Genomic DNA, 14810 nt, shown 5'->3' with positions numbered 1-14810 from the left:
CCACGATGGGGAAGCGGCTGCTGCCCACGACAAAAGTGCAGGTATCCGGCCACCGCTTCATGCGCAGGCGGGTGGAACACGGATTGATTTTCGGGGACGTGCGCATGATTCATGACCCGCTGGCGTCGCGGCGCCGCGCGGCGGCGTTCGGAACAGTCACGGTCCTGCTGGCCAGCGGCGTGATGGGGCTGTTCGCGTGGATGCGGCCGAACCCGGACCCGGGGGATGCCGCGATCCTGCGCGCGGCGGACGGGGAGCTCTACGTGCGTGTCGACGACACCGTGCACCCCGTCACCAACCTCACCTCCGCGCGGCTGGTGGCCGGCACCGATGCGGAACCCGAGCGCATCGGCGACGAGGCGCTCGCGGCGCTGTCGCGTGGCGTTCCGGTGGGGATTGTCGCCGCGCCGTCGCTGTTCGCGCCGGGCGGGGATGCCGCGACCTTGATTCCGCCCGATAAAGACACCTGGTCTGTCTGCGCGGCAGACAAAAAAGTCGTCGTCCGTGCGGGCGAGGCGCCGGCCCCGCTCGGAGAGGACGAGGCCGTGCTGGCCGAGGTCGACGGCCGCGAATGGGTGATCACCGCCGAGGGCCGCGCACTCCTCCCGAGCACCGACAGCGAGGCCGGGCGCATCATCCGGCGGGCCCTGCGCATCTCCACGCGCACGCCGCGTTGGGAGCCAGCGCCCCAGGTCCTCACCACCATCACCGAACTGCCGCCGTACGCGCTGCCGTCGCCGCTGCTCGGCGTCCTGCGCGCCGACGACAGCATGTGGGTGCTCTCCGAAACCGGCGGCATCCAGGAAATCACGCAGCTTCAGGGGCGCCTGCTTATCGACGCAGGGGTAAGCGCCGTCGACATCGATCGCGCGGACCTCGCGGCTTACGCCGATGCGTCGCCGGAGGTGGAGCTTAAGCTCCCGCGCGTGGCACCGACGTGGATCGACCCGAAGGAGACCGCCGTCTGCGCGACCGACACCGGCGGCGGCGCTGTGTGGAGCCTGGAGGAAGCGCAAGCTGGTGCGGTTGAGCTCGGCGGGGAATCGGCGGCCACGCACTTCGCTGGCCTGGCGGACGGCGCGGTCGGCGTGGATACCGGCCGCGGCTTCCACGTGGTCGGAGTGACTGGGCTGCGCCACGCGGTTGACGATGCCGATGCCTTGACGACGATCGGAGCCCACCGCGTCGCCGAAGTGCCCTGGGCGCTCATCCGGTTGCTGCCGGAAGGCGCCGAGCTGACCCGCGAGGCCGCGATGCGGGCGCTGTATTAGCAGTGCTGAGCGTCGGGGCGCATCCGCGGCCGGCACAGCACGGCGACGGCCGCGATGAACAGCGCCTCGAGCATGCGCCACCCGCGCCGCGAGGAGTAGTGGACCGTGTGCTCGGTAGGTTCGATGATGACGGGTTCGCGGGCGTCGACCGGCTCCGGCGGCAGCATTGTGAGCAGCGTGAGCGGGTCGAGTGCCCCGCCGTTGGGCTCGGCGGAAGCGGCGACGAGCTCCCGGATGTCAGCCGGCGTGAGCCCCGGGTGACGCTCCCGCAGCAGGGCGATCGCGCCCGAGACCACCGGCGTCGCGAAGCTCGTGCCCGTATAGGGGCTCACCGCGCCCTCGCGGGTCCAGGTGCCGTCGGCCCAGCCGCCGCCGTCGGACGCGAGGGCGATCTCCACGGTGCCGGGCGCGGAGATCGGTGTCCCAGGGGCGTCGATGGAGTATTCGGCCATGGTGTAGGCGTCGGCACGCGCGCCCACCGCAATCACGGTGGGGAAGTGGGCGGGAATGACGGTGTCGCCCTGGTGGCAGGAACTTCCGGCGTTGCCGGCGGCGGCGACGACCACGGTGCCCTCGTACTCCGCGCGGGCCAGGGCGTGCTCGATGCCGCTGGTGTCCACGCGGCCTGCGACATCGGGTGCCAAGCACGACACGACGGAAATGTTTATCACGCTGGCGTGTTCGTCGAGGGCGCTGTGGATGGCGTCGGCAAGCGTCTGCAAGCTCCCCGCGCCGGGCACCTCGTCCTCGCCGACGAAGGTGCGGTAATGGGCCGAGGTCTGGCGGATGGCGATGATCTCCGCATCCGGGGCGATGCCGCGGGAAGTGCCGCCGATGATGCCGGCGACGACGGTGCCGTGGCTGTCGCAATCCAGATGCGGCGCGGGCGCCCAGATATCGACGAAGTCGCGGCTGTAGAAGACTTGGTCGAGCTCGGCCGTGGGCGCGACGCCGGTGTCGATGACGGCGACGCGGACCCCGGCCCCTGTGGCGAACTCGTGCAGGAGCGCGAGCTGCGGATTCCGTTCGGGCAACGCCTCGGTGGCGATGTGGGCGGGCACGGCGCAGGCGTAATCCTGGGCGGCGGCTGGCTGCGGCGCGGGGAGGGCGAGTGCGAGAGCTGCGGCGCTAGCGAGGAAACGGCGCATCACAGCCCCCTGATCATCGCGAACGTGCCGGTGAGGTGCACCGCGAGCGGGATGACGGCGATGATCGCGGCCATCTCCGCGCGCTCGAACCAGACGACGGTGGTGGGTTCCAATTCGCCCAGGCGGGGCGCCCACAACGGTGCCGAGCCCACGAGCAGGACAGCCAGGATCGCCACCGCGACCGCGACCGGGTGCGGATTCGGGGTGCGCGCCGCCGCGCCGACACCGGCGAGTGCGGCAGCGAGCGCGAAGCCGACGAGCGCACTGCGCGGCACAGCGTAGTGGTGGCGCAACGCGTGCAACCCCACCGCGCCCGCGGTGCACAGCGAGAAGCCGAGCACCCACGCGCCGCCGCGCCACCCCAGCACGCCCAGCGCCGGAACTGCGCACACAGCGCTCGCGGCAGTCATCGCCCCGGCGATCGTTACCGCGCGGGCGCTGCGCGTATCGACGTCCGCTTGGTAGCCGTCGGACGTATCGAACTCCTCGCCGGCGGTGGGGATGCGTGGAATCCGCAACCCGGCCGCGCGGCTGGCCACACCCGGTGTCGCCATCACCGCGAGCACGCAGGCGAGCACCCCGAGGGCGGCCGGCGCGGTGACCGCGGGAAACCACGCGCCGACCGCGCTGCAGGCAGTGACCGCGCCGCTGGTGCACGCGAAGGCGACCTGGGCCGGCCCCGCGAGCCCGAGGATCGCGCCCGCGCCGGCGACCGTGACCGCGGCCACCGCTCCGACGAGCGCGCCGATAGCGGGGTCGACGGCGCTCAGCCACTCCTCCCGCAGGCCCGCAACCCAGCAGCCCGCGGCCGCGCCCAGCACGTAGGGCACCGGGGCGAACATTGCCGCCGAGCGGGTGAACATCGCGATCACCACCAGTGCTAGCCCGCCTACCGCGAGCGCTGCCGGCAGGCCGGTGAAAGCGCCGGTGAGCAGCCCGGCGCACGCCGCGCCCGCCATGCCGGCCGCGGCTGCGAGCCCCCGGGCCTCACCGGCGCCTTCAGCTGCGGCCCGCAGCGACTCCGCAGCATCGCGCACCACGGGCGGGGCGGCTGGTTCGGCGGGCGTGAGGGTGACAATGCAACCGTCGTAAAGCTTGAGTCTGTGCAGCGGCGTGTGCATGTCCAAGGGAGCGCCGCCGGCAGTGGAGGCGACCCACGGCCGGTGGATGTCCGGCAGGTCGATGAGGCGCGCGAGCTCCGGCAGGACCTCCGCGAGTGTGGAAGAAGTGGGCAGCGTGACATCAATGTCGCGGTGCAGAGTGACCACGCTGACGCGGACGGTGACGCGCACAACGTGGTAAGCCGACGTGGCAACCAACGTAAAACCCCCGAAAGATGCGTGCGCGGCAACCCCCATGCGCCGCGCGGTGCACCCAAGTATGGCGTAGAGTATCGCCCGCGTCCACAGATTGGGGGACCGGCTCGGGGGAGCTGGCGTCTGCGGGACAGCTCAATGGGGGAAGCATGCTAGGCCTCGACCACAATCCAGTCATCCCGCCCGCCGCGCTCGCGGTTGCCGTCGACGTGCCGCCGATGCCCGCCGGCACCTTGCGCGCCGAGGCGGTGCCGCCCGCGCAGAAAGACCAGCCCGTTCCGGTGATGCGGGTGCTCATCCCCGTCATCATGGTGGTGGCGATCGGCGCGGTGATGGCGCTCATGGCGCTCTCCGGCCGCGGCATGAGCCCGATGATGCTCATGTTCCCGCTGATGATGCTGGTGGGCATGGTGGCCATGTTCAACCCCAGCGAAAGCCAGGGGGATATCGACGAGACCCGGCGCGTATACCTGCGCCACCTCGACGCCCTTGCGGCGCGGGCCCGGGCAAACGGCGCGAAACAGCGCTCGCACATGACCTACCTGCACCCCGCGCCGGGCGAGCTCGCAACCGGCGTGCCCACGCACCGCGTGTGGGAGCGGCTGGATTCCTCGCCGGAGGCGCTGCAGGTGCGGGTTGGCACCGGCACGACCGCGCTGTGCACCCCGGTCGAGGTGGATGATCCGGGTTCGCCCGAGGACCTCGACCCGGTGTGCGCGGTGAGCTTGCGCCGCACCGTCGCCGCGGTGAGCGCCGTGCACGCGATGCCGATCGTGGTGCAGCTCGCGGCGTTCCCGGCAGTGACGCTGGCTGGCCCCGCCGCGGAGGCTGTCGCCCGCGCGATGCTGTGCCAGCTGGCGTTTTTCCACGGCCCGGAGCTGGTGGGCATCGACGCCACCCGCACCCGCTTCGGCTGGGCGAAATGGCTGCCGCACACTCGCGCGCCCGAGGCTGCGGCGTTTCGTATCGCGCTTATCGACGCATCCTTGCAGCCCACCAATTTCACGACAACGCCGCTGCTCGGGGCTGATGAGTGCGATTGCGTGATCACGTTTCACCCGGACCCGGACTTCTACGTCGACGAGGATGCCCTGCATCTGGTGTGTGCGGCGACGATGACGGCGTTGACCGGCACCGGCGAAGAGCGCCTCGGCGTGCCCGATCCGCTGAGCGACGCGGAGGCTGCGCTCGTGGCGCGCAGGTTGGCGTTCTACCGTCGCCCCGACGAGGGCGCGGGAGAGACCGGCGCCGACGTGCTGGCCATGCTGGGGCTCGACCGGTTGGGCGACATCGGGCCGGACGGGCTGGCCGACGGCGAGGCCGTGACGGACGCAGACGTCGCCGCGATGTGGCCGGGGCGGGAGGGCACCCGCCAGCGCCTCACCGTGCCGATCGGTGCCACGCCCGAAGGCCGCGCCGTGTTCTTGGACATCAAGGAAGCGGCCCACGGCGGCGCCGGCCCCCACGGCCTGTGCATCGGCGCGACCGGCAGCGGCAAAAGCGAGCTGCTCAGGACGTTGGTCATCGCGCTCGCCGCCACGCACTCGCCGGACGAGCTGAACCTGGTGCTTGTGGATTTCAAGGGCGGCGCGACGTTCCTCGGCTGCGAGGGGTTGCCGCATACGTCGGCAGTGATTACGAACCTCGAGGATGAGGCAGTGCTGGTGGAGCGCATGTACGACGCGCTCTCCGGCGAGATGCACCGCCGCCAGGAATTGCTGCGCAAGGCGGGCAACTACGCCAACATCACCGACTACACCGCGGCGCGCCTCAGCGGCGCGGACATCACGCCCCTGCCCGCGCTGGTAGTGGTGGTTGACGAGTTCTCCGAGCTGCTCACCCAGCACCCGCACTTCGCCGAGCTGTTTGTGGCCATCGGCCGTCTCGGCCGCTCCCTCGGCGTGCACCTGCTGCTCGCCTCGCAGCGCCTGGAGGAAGGCAAGCTGCGCGGTCTCGATTCGCACCTGTCCTACCGCATCGGTCTGAAAACCTTCTCTGCCGCGGAATCCCGCCAGGTCCTCGGCGTTCCGGACGCCTACGAGCTGCCCGGCCAACCGGGCTCCGGTTTCCTCAAAGCCGCCTCGCCGGATCTGGTCCGCTTCCGCGCCGCCTACGTGTCGGGCCCGCTCACGCGCCGGGTGGTGCAGCACAAAGCCGCGCTTACCGTGCAGGTGCGCCCCTTCACCGGCTGGGACGCCGCCGAGCGCGCGTGGGAGGAGCAGGCGCTTGCCGACGACGCGGAGACAGTGACCACCGACGAATCCACCACCGTCGTCGACGCCGTGGTGCGCCGGACGACGGCGCTGGCCGAGCACGCCGGGATGCGCGCCCACCAGGTGTGGCTGCCGCCGCTGCCGGGCGCCTACGAACTGCACGAGCTGCGGCCCGGCGAAGAATCGCACGGCCACTTGCGCATTCCCGTCGGCATCGTGGACGAGCCTTACCACCAGCGCCAGGACACCGCGCTGTTGGATCTCGCCGCGTCCGGCGGCCACGCAGCCATCGCCGGCGGACCGCAAACCGGCAAGTCGGAGGCGCTGAAAACCATCGTCGCCTCGCTCGCGCTCACCCACACCACAGACCAGGTCGCGGTGTACGCCATCGACGCGGGCAGCGGCGGCCTCACCGACCTCGAGGTGCTCCCGCACGTCGCCGGTGTGGCATCGCGTGCCGACGAAGAACGCGTGCGCCGCGTCGTCGACGAGGTGACCAGCATCATCGACGACGCAGCCACCGCCAGCGCTGAGACGGTGCGCCGGGACACCCTCCTCATCGTCGACGGCTGGCACGCGCTCCTGTCCACCGATTCCAAGCTCGAGGACCTGCGCGATCCGCTCACCCGCATCGCTTCCGAAGGGCCGGCGGCCGGGGTGCACCTGCTGTTGACCACCCAGCGGTGGAGCGCGGTGCGCACCGGCGTGCGCGACTTGGTGGCCACGCGCCTGGAATTGGGGCTCACAGAACCGATGGATTCCCTCATCGACCGCACCGCCCAGACGAAGCTGCCGGCCCGGCCCGGCATCGGCCTCACGCCGGAAGCGAAGCTCATGCTCTTCGCCCGCACCAGCGCCCAGGACCTGGCGCACGTTGCCCAAGTTACCGCTGATCAGCCGCGGGTGCCGGCGCTACGGGTACTGCCGACCCACGTCGCGGTTGAGCACCTCCTCGCAAAGGCAGGCGGGATTCCCATCGGTGTCGGCGGCCCGCGCCTCGAACCCATCGCCTGCGCCTCCGGGCACCTGTTGGCCATCGGTGCGACGGGTTCCGGCAAGTCGACGGTGATCGCGAGCGCCATCGAGGCGGTGGGGGCGCTGCCGCGGGAAGAAGCCCGGATGGTCATCCTGGATCCGCGGCGCGCGCACCTCGGGAGGGCTCGGGAGGACATGGTGGCGTTCTATGCGGCGTCGGCAAGCACGATCGCGGACGCGGTGCGCGCCCTGAGCTCGACGCTGAACGCGCGGCTGCCCGGGGCGGACGTGTCGCCCCAGCAGCTCGCGGCGCGCTCCTGGTGGGAAGGTCCGGAGCTGTACCTGCTCATCGACGATTTCGATCTTGTCGGCGACCCCGTCCTGCGCGACGTGGAGGCGCTGCTGCCGCACGCGCGCGACGTCGGCCTCCACGTCATCTGCGCGCGCAAGTTCGGCGGCGTGTCCCGGGCGCTCTACGGCGGATTCCTCGGCGCGCTGAAGGACCTGCTTCCCGACGTCTGCATTCTCGACGGCACGAGGGAAGAAGGATCCCTGTTCGGCGTGCGGCCAAGTGCGCAGCCGCCGGGGAGGGCGACGCTGGTGCAAGCCGGCGACGTGGTCGGCACGGTGCAGCTGGCCGCCCCGTATGGGGAGGGCGGGTCGCTGTGACGCAGGCGCCCGCCGGGCCCGCGCTGCGGATCACGGTGACGGATACCTCGACTGTGTTCACAGGGGCGGCGAACCTGCACCGCTTCGACGCGCCGTCGGCACGCGAGGTGGCGGCGTACGTGCGCAACCTTTTCGGCCCCGATCCGCAGGGCGCGGAGGTGCACCTTGCGGCGTCACCGGAGCGGCTGGCGGAGATCGAAGCGGCGCTCGCCGGCTACGACGTTTTCCTCACCAGCAACGTGCTGGATACGCCGGGCGCTCCACCTACGCAGGCGCCGGGTGCCGAAGCGCTGCAGCTGCGGCGGCCGGTGGACACCGTGGAGGAAGACCGGCGGGCAGTGTGGATCATCGGCTCAGTGGTGGCAGGCGTGGCGGTGGCATGCGCCGTCGCGGTGGTGGTGACAGCTCGCTCGCTCTTCGGTGCGGCGGGTGGCGAGGTTGCGACGACCCAGAGCACACCATCGACAAGCAGCGCGGCGGCGACGAGCAGTGCGGTTGCAACGCAGGCGTCGGCAAGCGTGAGTCCTGTGCCCGCGACGGTGGTGCACGAGCGCGCCGGGGTGCGCGTGGAGCTGCCCGCGGGCTTCACGCTGGAGGAGGACGCCGGGATGTGGCGCGCCACCGGCCCAGATCCCGATTTCCGGCTGCACATCGCAGTCGACGACCTGTTCACGTTGCCAGCGGAGACGATGGCGGAGCAGGTGCGGCGCGAGGTGGAGGCGGACCCGCAGACCGAGCTCGTGGCAACGGACGGGTTCGCCCTTACCTACATCGAGCGCCCCGGGGACGGCTCGGAGGTGATGTGGAAGACGTGGCCGCACGGCACCCACCAGATTTTCGTTGCGTGCCAGACCCGCGGGGTGCCCACGCGCGTGCAGCAGGCCACGTGCCGGATGGCGTTCGATTCCGCCGAATATGCCCCCGGAACTGGGGATTTGTAGCCGAGAGAAAAAAGTTTGGCCGCGGATGGAACCGAAGCGGGGTTTTCAGCGTCCAATACATGAACAGTTCAACGGATCTGTTCTCTCACCGTTTACACCTTCGAGGGGGAATCACCATGAGCCATTTCGCAACAGAAGCCGAGGTCATGCGTGCGACCGCAGACCACGCGGACGCTGTCAACGCTGACGTCAACCGTGAAATCGACCGCATCCAGGATGTCGCGCAGTCCGTGCGCGGGTCCTGGGAGGGCCGCGCGCAGCGCAGCTTCGACGAGCTGATGCTGCGTTACGACGACGCCCAGCGCCGCCTCGGCGAGGCGCTGAACGCCATCGCCGTGAACATCCGGGACAACGCAAAGCACTACGAGAACACCGACGTGACCAACACCGAGGGCCTCGACCGCCTCGCCTCCACCTCCGGCCTCGCGCTCTAAGTACGAAAGGACACCACGACCATGCACATCAAGTACGACTTCGCCCAGATCTCCAACGCCACCGCCGACATCCGTTCCTCCGCAGTCCGCATCAACGGCCAGCTCACCGACCTCAAGGACCTGATCAAGCCGATGACTGACACCTGGGAAGGTGACGCAGCCGCCAACTACCGCACGCACCAGGCCAAGTGGGACCAGGCGGCGGACGACCTCAACCGCATCCTGAACCAGATCGCCGACACCGTAGAGGAGGGCAACAACCAGATGATGGCCGTCAACGCCGCGGCAGCGAACAGCTGGGGCTAAGACGGGGCACGTACGCCCCGCGCACCGACACCACCACCTCGGGGGGACCTTGGGGGAGTAGGGGTGGCCACGGTGCGCGGGGCGTTTCCTCGTTCTTGGGCCGAAATCGGCGTTTTGGTCATGGTGGGCGGGTGGCGTAGGGTTGAACACCTGTGTGCCGCGCGGTGCTTAGCTTTTGCCCGCGCACTTTCCGTCGGGTCTCCACCGGCCGCCGTCGGAAAGCGGAGTGCACGGCGCTTCACCTGGCCGGCAGCCTCTAGACAGACTTTAAGGAGTCATGCATGTCTACTTACCACCCGAAGAGCGGTGACATTACCCGCAAGTGGTACGTCATCGACGCAACCGACGTGGTGCTGGGCAAGCTCGCTTCCACCGTAGCTGACCTGCTGCGCGGTAAGCACAAGCCGCAGTTCGCACCGAACGTCGACACCGGCGATCACGTCATCGTGATCAACGCCGACAAGATCCACATCTCGTCCAACAAGCGCGATCGCGAGATGCGCTACCGCCACTCCGGTTACCCGGGTGGTCTGAAGTCCATGACCCTGGGCCGCGCGCTGGACGAGCGTCCGGACCGCGTCATCGAGGAAGCTGTGAAGGGCATGATGCCGCACAACAGGCTTTCCCGCGAGTCCATCAAGAAGCTGCACGTCTACGTCGGTGCGGAGCACCCGCACGCCGGCCAGCAGCCCGAGACCTTCGAGTTTAAGCAGGTGGCACAGTAATGACCGAGCCGAACAACTACGCCGAGGACAACTACGCAGCTGAGGCGCTGGACACCGACATCGACCACGCAACTGCGGCGACCGAGGAGTTCAACTACACCATCGGTGACGCGATCGCACCGGAGGTCGAGGAGACCGAGGGCGAGTTCGCCGAGCCGGTGCAGCTGCACGAGGGCCCGATCCAGACCGTCGGCCGTCGTAAGCGCGCAATCGCTCGCGTGACCGTCACCGAGGGCGAGGGCAAGATCACCGTCAACGGCCGCGAGTTCGAGGACTACTTCCCGAACAAGCTGCACCAGCAGGACATCCTGCAGCCGCTGACCCTGCTCGAGCGCGAGGGCCAGTTCGACATCAAGGCCAACATCGGCGGCGGCGGCCCGACCGGCCAGGCAGGTGCGCTGCGCCTGGCTATCGCCCGTGCACTGAACATCTACAACCCGGCTGAGCGCCCGACCCTGAAGAAGGCTGGCCTGCTCACCCGTGACGCGCGTGCCGTGGAGCGCAAGAAGGCTGGTCTGCACAAGGCCCGCCGCGCACCGCAGTACTCCAAGCGTTAATCGCTGCTGCGGCGCTGGATTCGCGCCGTCGGCAAGCTCGAAGCTCCCTCCGTTTCCCTCGGGGGGAGCTTTTTGCGTGCCGACGCTCGGGCATAATGAACGCCATGACTCGACTGTTTGGAACTGACGGTGTGCGCGGGCTAGCGAATGAGGCGTTGACTGCGTCGCTGGCCATGCGCCTCGGTGCGGCCGCGGCGACGGTGCTGACGCGGGACCGGAGCTCGGACCGCCGCCGCCCCACCGCGCTGATCGGGCGCGACCCGCGCGTTTCCGGCGAGATGCTGGCCGCCGCGATGGCCGCCGGCATGGCGTCGAAGGGCGTGGACGTGCTGCGCGTGGGCGTGATCCCCACCCCGGGCCTGGCGTTTCTGACGGACGATTACGGCGCGGATATCGGCGTGATGATCTCGGCATCGCACAACCCGATGCCGGACAACGGCATCAAGTTCTTCTCCGCCGGCGGCAAGAAGCTTCCCGACGATGTGGAAGATGAGATCGAGGCCGCCATGGCGGAACTTGCGGAGACCGGCCCGACCGGGACCGGCATCGGCCGCGTCATCGAGGAGGCGCCGGACGCGCGCGAACGCTACCTGGCGCACCTGAAGGACGCGGTGACGCAGGACCTCAGCGGCATCAAGGTGGTGGTGGACTGCGCGAACGGCGCCGCCTCCGAGGTCGCCCCGCGCGCCTACGCCGCCGCCGGCGCGGAGGTGACCGCGATCTTCAACGCCCCGAATGCCTTCAACATCAACGACGGCTCCGGCTCCACCCACATGGAGCAGATCCAGGCGGCTGTGGTGGAGCACGGCGCCGACATCGGCTTGGCGCACGACGGCGACGCGGACCGCTGCTTGGCGGTGGACGCGGCGGGCAACATCGTCGACGGCGACCAGATCATGGCGATCCTGGCCACCGGCATGCAGGAGCGCAACGCGCTGGTGGACAACACCCTGGTGGCCACGGTGATGAGCAATTTGGGCCTGAAGCTGGCGATGAAGGAGCACGGCATCACGCTCAAGGAGACTGCGGTGGGGGACCGCTACGTGCTCGAAGAGCTGGGCCGCGGCGATTACTCGCTGGGCGGCGAGCAGTCCGGCCACGTGGTGCTGCCCTCCCACGCCACCACGGGCGACGGCACCCTGACGGGCCTGATGCTCATGGCGCGCATGGCCGAGACGGGCAAGACACTCGCCGAGCTGGCGAGCGTGATGAAGGTGCTGCCGCAGGTGCTCATCAACGTGCCGGTGTCCGACAAGGGCAGGATCCTCGACGCGCCTGAGGTACAGGAGGCGATCCGCGCCGCGGAGCAGGAGCTTGGCGACGCCGGCCGCGTGCTGCTGCGCCCGTCCGGCACCGAGGAGCTGTTCCGCGTGATGGTGGAGGCTGCCGAGGAGGAGCAGGCGCGCAAGGTTGCGGGTCGGCTGGCGGCGGCCGTCGCCACGGTTTAATCTGAGCGCGGGAAAAATTTTCGCCCTTCGAGGGAACCGAAGGGCGTTTGGGGGAGTCTGAATATGTGAAGACTATTCAGACACGGGCCGGGTTGTCCCGGCCCTCACGCTTTTTGGGGGTAAGCCTTGGAAACCTTTGTTGGACCCGACATGGATACGGGGGTGGTCCGCGCTTATTACGGCGAGGCCATCGCTGCCTACGATGCCGCCGCGCAGGCGCTCGACGCGAACCGGGTAGATATTGCAGCGGCTGATTTCGGCGAGGGGTTCGCGGACCGCGGCGCGCGCATCGCTGCCGCCCTGGATGCGCTGCACAGCACGACGCAGGATTTCCTCGCCGCGCGCTCGCGCACGTGGGAGAGCGTGCTGGCGCTTGCCGACGACGTGGAGCACCTCGACGCCTCCAACGCCGCCGCGTTCGGGAAGGTGAACGGGCTGTGATGGCGTCGACGGGGGCGGTGCGGTCCGTCGTGCGGGAGACCGTGGCCGCCGTGAACGCGGCGCCTGGTGTCGGCGCTGGTACGAAGGCCGCGGTGAGCGCGACTGCGCAGGACGTGCTGGGCAATGTGCGGCGCTGCGAGGGGCAGAACTTCGCCGGGTTCCGCGGCGCCTCGGTGACGATCGGCCTCGCCGGCTGCGGCTCGGCGAAGGCCACGATCGAGGTCAAGAACTCGCAGGTGAAAGCGCCGGAGGGTTCGGAGCGCTGGTTCGCCGAGGTGGGGATCACGCCCCGCGAGCGTGCCGACGCCGCCCGGGAGCGCACCCATTTTGCGAACGTCGGCAAGGTGGGTTCGCAAATCCGGAAATGCTGCACAGCCATCGAGCGGATCCGCGACACCATGTGCCGGGCCGTGCCGCTGCTGATCAAGCCGGCGAAGGCGTTTTTGGAGCTCATCCTCAAGTTCGGCATCACCAAGCTCATTCCTTTCGCTGTGGAGCTCGTGTTCAAGGCCCTGAGCTGGGCGCTGGATCTAGTGCTGGACGGCAACGACGCCATCGAGACCTGCTTGGACGGCATCGAAGAGTGCGTCAGGGACGTGGCCGACAAGAAGCCCGAAGCGCCGGTGACCTACGGCGACAAGTGCAAAGAGCCGGCCGGCAAGCAGCCGGGGACCAAGCAGCCCGAGAACAAGCAGCCTGAGAACAAGCAGCCGTCGCCGCCGGTGGCGCCGAAGGTGGCTCCCCCGCCTGCGCCGACGCCCCAGCCCGCGCCCGAGGTGCGCCCCCAGCCGCGACCGACGCCGACGGTGACGCTGCCGCCGGCCGTCGGCCCAACTGGTGGGGCACCGCAACCGGTGCCGTCAGCTCCGACTCCTGCGGCACCGACTCCGGTTCCGGTGGTGCCGGATCCAGTTGTCCCCGCACCCGCACCACCAACGACGGTTGCGCCTGCAGCGCCGGCAGTGCCCGCCAACGACAACCTTTTCCACGTGCCCGTTGTCACCCCGGCCGAGCCGGTTCCTGCGCAGACCCCGATCACCGCGCCGGCTGCTGCGGAACCGGTAACAGTGACGCCGCCGCCTGCTGCGCCGCTGCCCGCCGCGACACCGACCGCGGTGCCGCCGCCTGCTGTCGGAGGAACGATCGCGGCGCCCACGTTGCCCGCCGGTACCGGCGCGTTCGAAGTGCCCAAGGTGACCGACGTGGCGCAGCCACCGGCGCGTCCGACGGTGCCCGACACGCCGCCGGCACCGCAGCCCATCGACAGACTCTGCCGCTGCGTCCCCGTGGAAACCCCGAAGAGTGGGCTGCCAGAGAAGGCGAGTACCCCTGCCGCGGTCCCCGGGACAGCATCAGCGGAGACACCGCGGCGGATCGAGCCCGCTACTCAGGAAACGACTGCGACCGTGCCTCCTGCGCCGGAAGCGTCCGGCACAGAGGGCAAGCAGAGGAAGTCGTTGAGCTTCACCATCGCATTCGACTTTGGCCTCGAGCTCACCGTGAATGCGCCGCTCGATGCCCTCGGCTGCGACACTGCTGAAGCGATTAAGCCCGCGTCATCACCGTCGGTGACGGCAAAGCTCATGCTCGGCCCGCTGGGCCAGGCGGGCGCGGCCGCGGTGCAGGGAGGCATCGAGCACCTCCGTACCCTGCTGCGCGAGGTCGTGGCGTGCCCGGGGGCGGAGTGCGCCACGCATACGGCACCGCCACCCGCTGCGCCAGCGCCAATGCAGCCAGCGCCGACGCAGCCGGCGGGCGCGCCTCCTGCGGGTGGCGTGACTCCGCCGCCGCCTGAGCTGGCGAAGGTTGAAGAGCCTGCGCCACCGCCAAAGAAGGGAGCGGCAGCAGCAGCACCGGCAGCGGCGGCACCTGCGGCATCACCGGGGGCTGCGGGGGCTGGACCTGCGCCGTCGGGAAGCACCGGCGGCGGCGGGGGCGGTGGAAGCGCGCCTGCTCCGGCGGCTCCACCTCCGCCACCGGCAACGCAGCCGAGCGGGGGACCGGGTCACCGCCCGGCGGTGAAGATTGAAGCGACGCAAAGCGTCAAAGCATGGGGAATGAGAAAGTTGGGGGATTGGTAAATGGATTTCATCGAGTTCGCGGAGATGTACCAGCGGCGCACGGCGAAGCGATTGCAAGACTTTGAGGCGGTGCTGCGGGAAACGCAACGGAAAATGGAAATCACCGCGCAGCAGCAAGCGCTGTCGCGGGAACTGCACCCGCAGCGCCCGCCGACACACATCCCGCGCGGGGAGTACGGCATGCCGCGGCGTCGGGAGCGTCCGCAGGGACAGGTGAAATCGGTGCTGCGCCGCGAGGGGCCGAGTGCCGCCGAGCGCTCAATCGACGCGTAGCCGCCGGTGCGG

Annotated in this window: 13 protein-coding genes; 11 read left to right on the top strand and 2 right to left on the bottom strand. The window is 69.8% G+C overall.

The features are described 5' to 3' along the window. The first annotated feature begins 5 nt into the window (after window positions 1-5). Entirely contained in the window at window positions 6-1271 is a 1266-nt protein-coding gene (gene eccB / locus M5J20_RS06420) for a type VII secretion protein EccB (protein WP_253577709.1), read from the top strand. On the opposite strand, the gene M5J20_RS06415 is transcribed toward eccB, so the two are convergent. Together M5J20_RS06415 and eccD are read right to left on the bottom strand one after the other, a co-directional pair. Then, window positions 1268-2419, bottom strand: coding sequence for a S8 family serine peptidase (locus M5J20_RS06415; protein WP_253577707.1), 1152 nt, complete (start codon window positions 2417-2419; stop codon window positions 1268-1270). The two genes, eccB and M5J20_RS06415, sit on opposite strands and share 4 nt — an antisense overlap. Then, window positions 2419-3711: a type VII secretion integral membrane protein EccD gene (eccD, locus tag M5J20_RS06410; protein WP_253577705.1), complete on the bottom strand. Its 1293-nt coding sequence runs from the start codon at window positions 3709-3711 to the stop codon at window positions 2419-2421. Before eccD ends, M5J20_RS06415 begins: the two co-directional genes overlap by 1 nt. Before the next feature lie 173 nt (window positions 3712-3884). Between eccD and eccCa the strand changes: the two genes are divergently transcribed. From eccCa to M5J20_RS06360, 10 genes are all read left to right on the top strand, one after another. Next, the gene (eccCa, locus tag M5J20_RS06405) at window positions 3885-7592 is read left to right on the top strand and encodes a type VII secretion protein EccCa (RefSeq protein WP_253577704.1); all 3708 of its coding nucleotides are present in this window, start codon (window positions 3885-3887) and stop codon (window positions 7590-7592) included. Continuing rightward, on the top strand, window positions 7589-8533 hold the full coding sequence (locus M5J20_RS06400) for a type VII secretion-associated protein (RefSeq protein WP_253577702.1): 945 nt from the start codon (window positions 7589-7591) through the stop codon (window positions 8531-8533). Before eccCa ends, M5J20_RS06400 begins: the two co-directional genes overlap by 4 nt. Before the next feature lie 116 nt (window positions 8534-8649). Next, window positions 8650-8967, top strand: a complete 318-nt coding sequence (locus M5J20_RS06395) for a WXG100 family type VII secretion target (RefSeq protein WP_253577700.1) — start codon at window positions 8650-8652, stop codon at window positions 8965-8967. Between the two features lie 21 nt (window positions 8968-8988). Next, a complete protein-coding gene (locus tag M5J20_RS06390; protein ID WP_253577698.1) occupies window positions 8989-9273 on the top strand; it encodes a WXG100 family type VII secretion target in 285 nt (94 codons plus the stop codon). Window positions 9274-9554: 281 nt separating this feature from the next. After that, the gene (rplM, locus tag M5J20_RS06385; protein ID WP_253577696.1) at window positions 9555-9998 is read left to right on the top strand and encodes a 50S ribosomal protein L13; all 444 of its coding nucleotides are present in this window, start codon (window positions 9555-9557) and stop codon (window positions 9996-9998) included. Beyond that, entirely contained in the window at window positions 9998-10555 is a 558-nt protein-coding gene (rpsI, locus tag M5J20_RS06380; RefSeq protein WP_253577694.1) for a 30S ribosomal protein S9, read from the top strand. The genes rplM and rpsI overlap by 1 nt, the downstream gene beginning before the upstream one ends. Window positions 10556-10659: 104 nt before the next feature. Then, entirely contained in the window at window positions 10660-12003 is a 1344-nt protein-coding gene (gene glmM / locus M5J20_RS06375; RefSeq protein ID WP_253577692.1) for a phosphoglucosamine mutase, read from the top strand. Window positions 12004-12153: 150 nt separating this feature from the next. Beyond that, a complete protein-coding gene (locus M5J20_RS06370; RefSeq protein ID WP_253577690.1) occupies window positions 12154-12444 on the top strand; it encodes a hypothetical protein in 291 nt (96 codons plus the stop codon). Beyond that, a complete protein-coding gene (locus M5J20_RS06365; protein WP_253577688.1) occupies window positions 12444-14525 on the top strand; it encodes a hypothetical protein in 2082 nt (693 codons plus the stop codon). The genes M5J20_RS06370 and M5J20_RS06365 overlap by 1 nt, the downstream gene beginning before the upstream one ends. Then, complete coding sequence (locus M5J20_RS06360) at window positions 14526-14798, top strand: hypothetical protein (protein WP_253577687.1); 273 nt, start codon at window positions 14526-14528, stop codon at window positions 14796-14798. It abuts the gene before it with no gap. The last annotated feature ends 12 nt before the right edge of the window (window positions 14799-14810 follow it).

This window comes from Corynebacterium stercoris (genome assembly GCF_024160105.1).
In the GTDB taxonomy this organism is placed as follows: Bacteria; Actinomycetota; Actinomycetes; order Mycobacteriales; family Mycobacteriaceae; genus Corynebacterium; species Corynebacterium stercoris.
Note: the sequence above shows the minus strand (reverse complement) of the source record. Positions and strands in the feature narration are given on the sequence as shown.

Coding starts and splice junctions, on each gene's coding strand:
- M5J20_RS06415 (WP_253577707.1), bottom strand. CDS start 2,419: ATGCGCCGTTTCCTCGCTAGCGCCGCAGCTCTCGCACTCGCCCTCCCC.
- rplM (WP_253577696.1), top strand. CDS start 9,555: ATGTCTACTTACCACCCGAAGAGCGGTGACATTACCCGCAAGTGGTAC.
- M5J20_RS06360 (WP_253577687.1), top strand. CDS start 14,526: ATGGATTTCATCGAGTTCGCGGAGATGTACCAGCGGCGCACGGCGAAG.
- eccB (WP_253577709.1), top strand. CDS start 6: ATGGGGAAGCGGCTGCTGCCCACGACAAAAGTGCAGGTATCCGGCCAC.
- rpsI (WP_253577694.1), top strand. CDS start 9,998: ATGACCGAGCCGAACAACTACGCCGAGGACAACTACGCAGCTGAGGCG.
- eccCa (WP_253577704.1), top strand. CDS start 3,885: ATGCTAGGCCTCGACCACAATCCAGTCATCCCGCCCGCCGCGCTCGCG.
- M5J20_RS06370 (WP_253577690.1), top strand. CDS start 12,154: ATGGATACGGGGGTGGTCCGCGCTTATTACGGCGAGGCCATCGCTGCC.
- M5J20_RS06365 (WP_253577688.1), top strand. CDS start 12,444: ATGGCGTCGACGGGGGCGGTGCGGTCCGTCGTGCGGGAGACCGTGGCC.
- glmM (WP_253577692.1), top strand. CDS start 10,660: ATGACTCGACTGTTTGGAACTGACGGTGTGCGCGGGCTAGCGAATGAG.
- M5J20_RS06390 (WP_253577698.1), top strand. CDS start 8,989: ATGCACATCAAGTACGACTTCGCCCAGATCTCCAACGCCACCGCCGAC.
- M5J20_RS06395 (WP_253577700.1), top strand. CDS start 8,650: ATGAGCCATTTCGCAACAGAAGCCGAGGTCATGCGTGCGACCGCAGAC.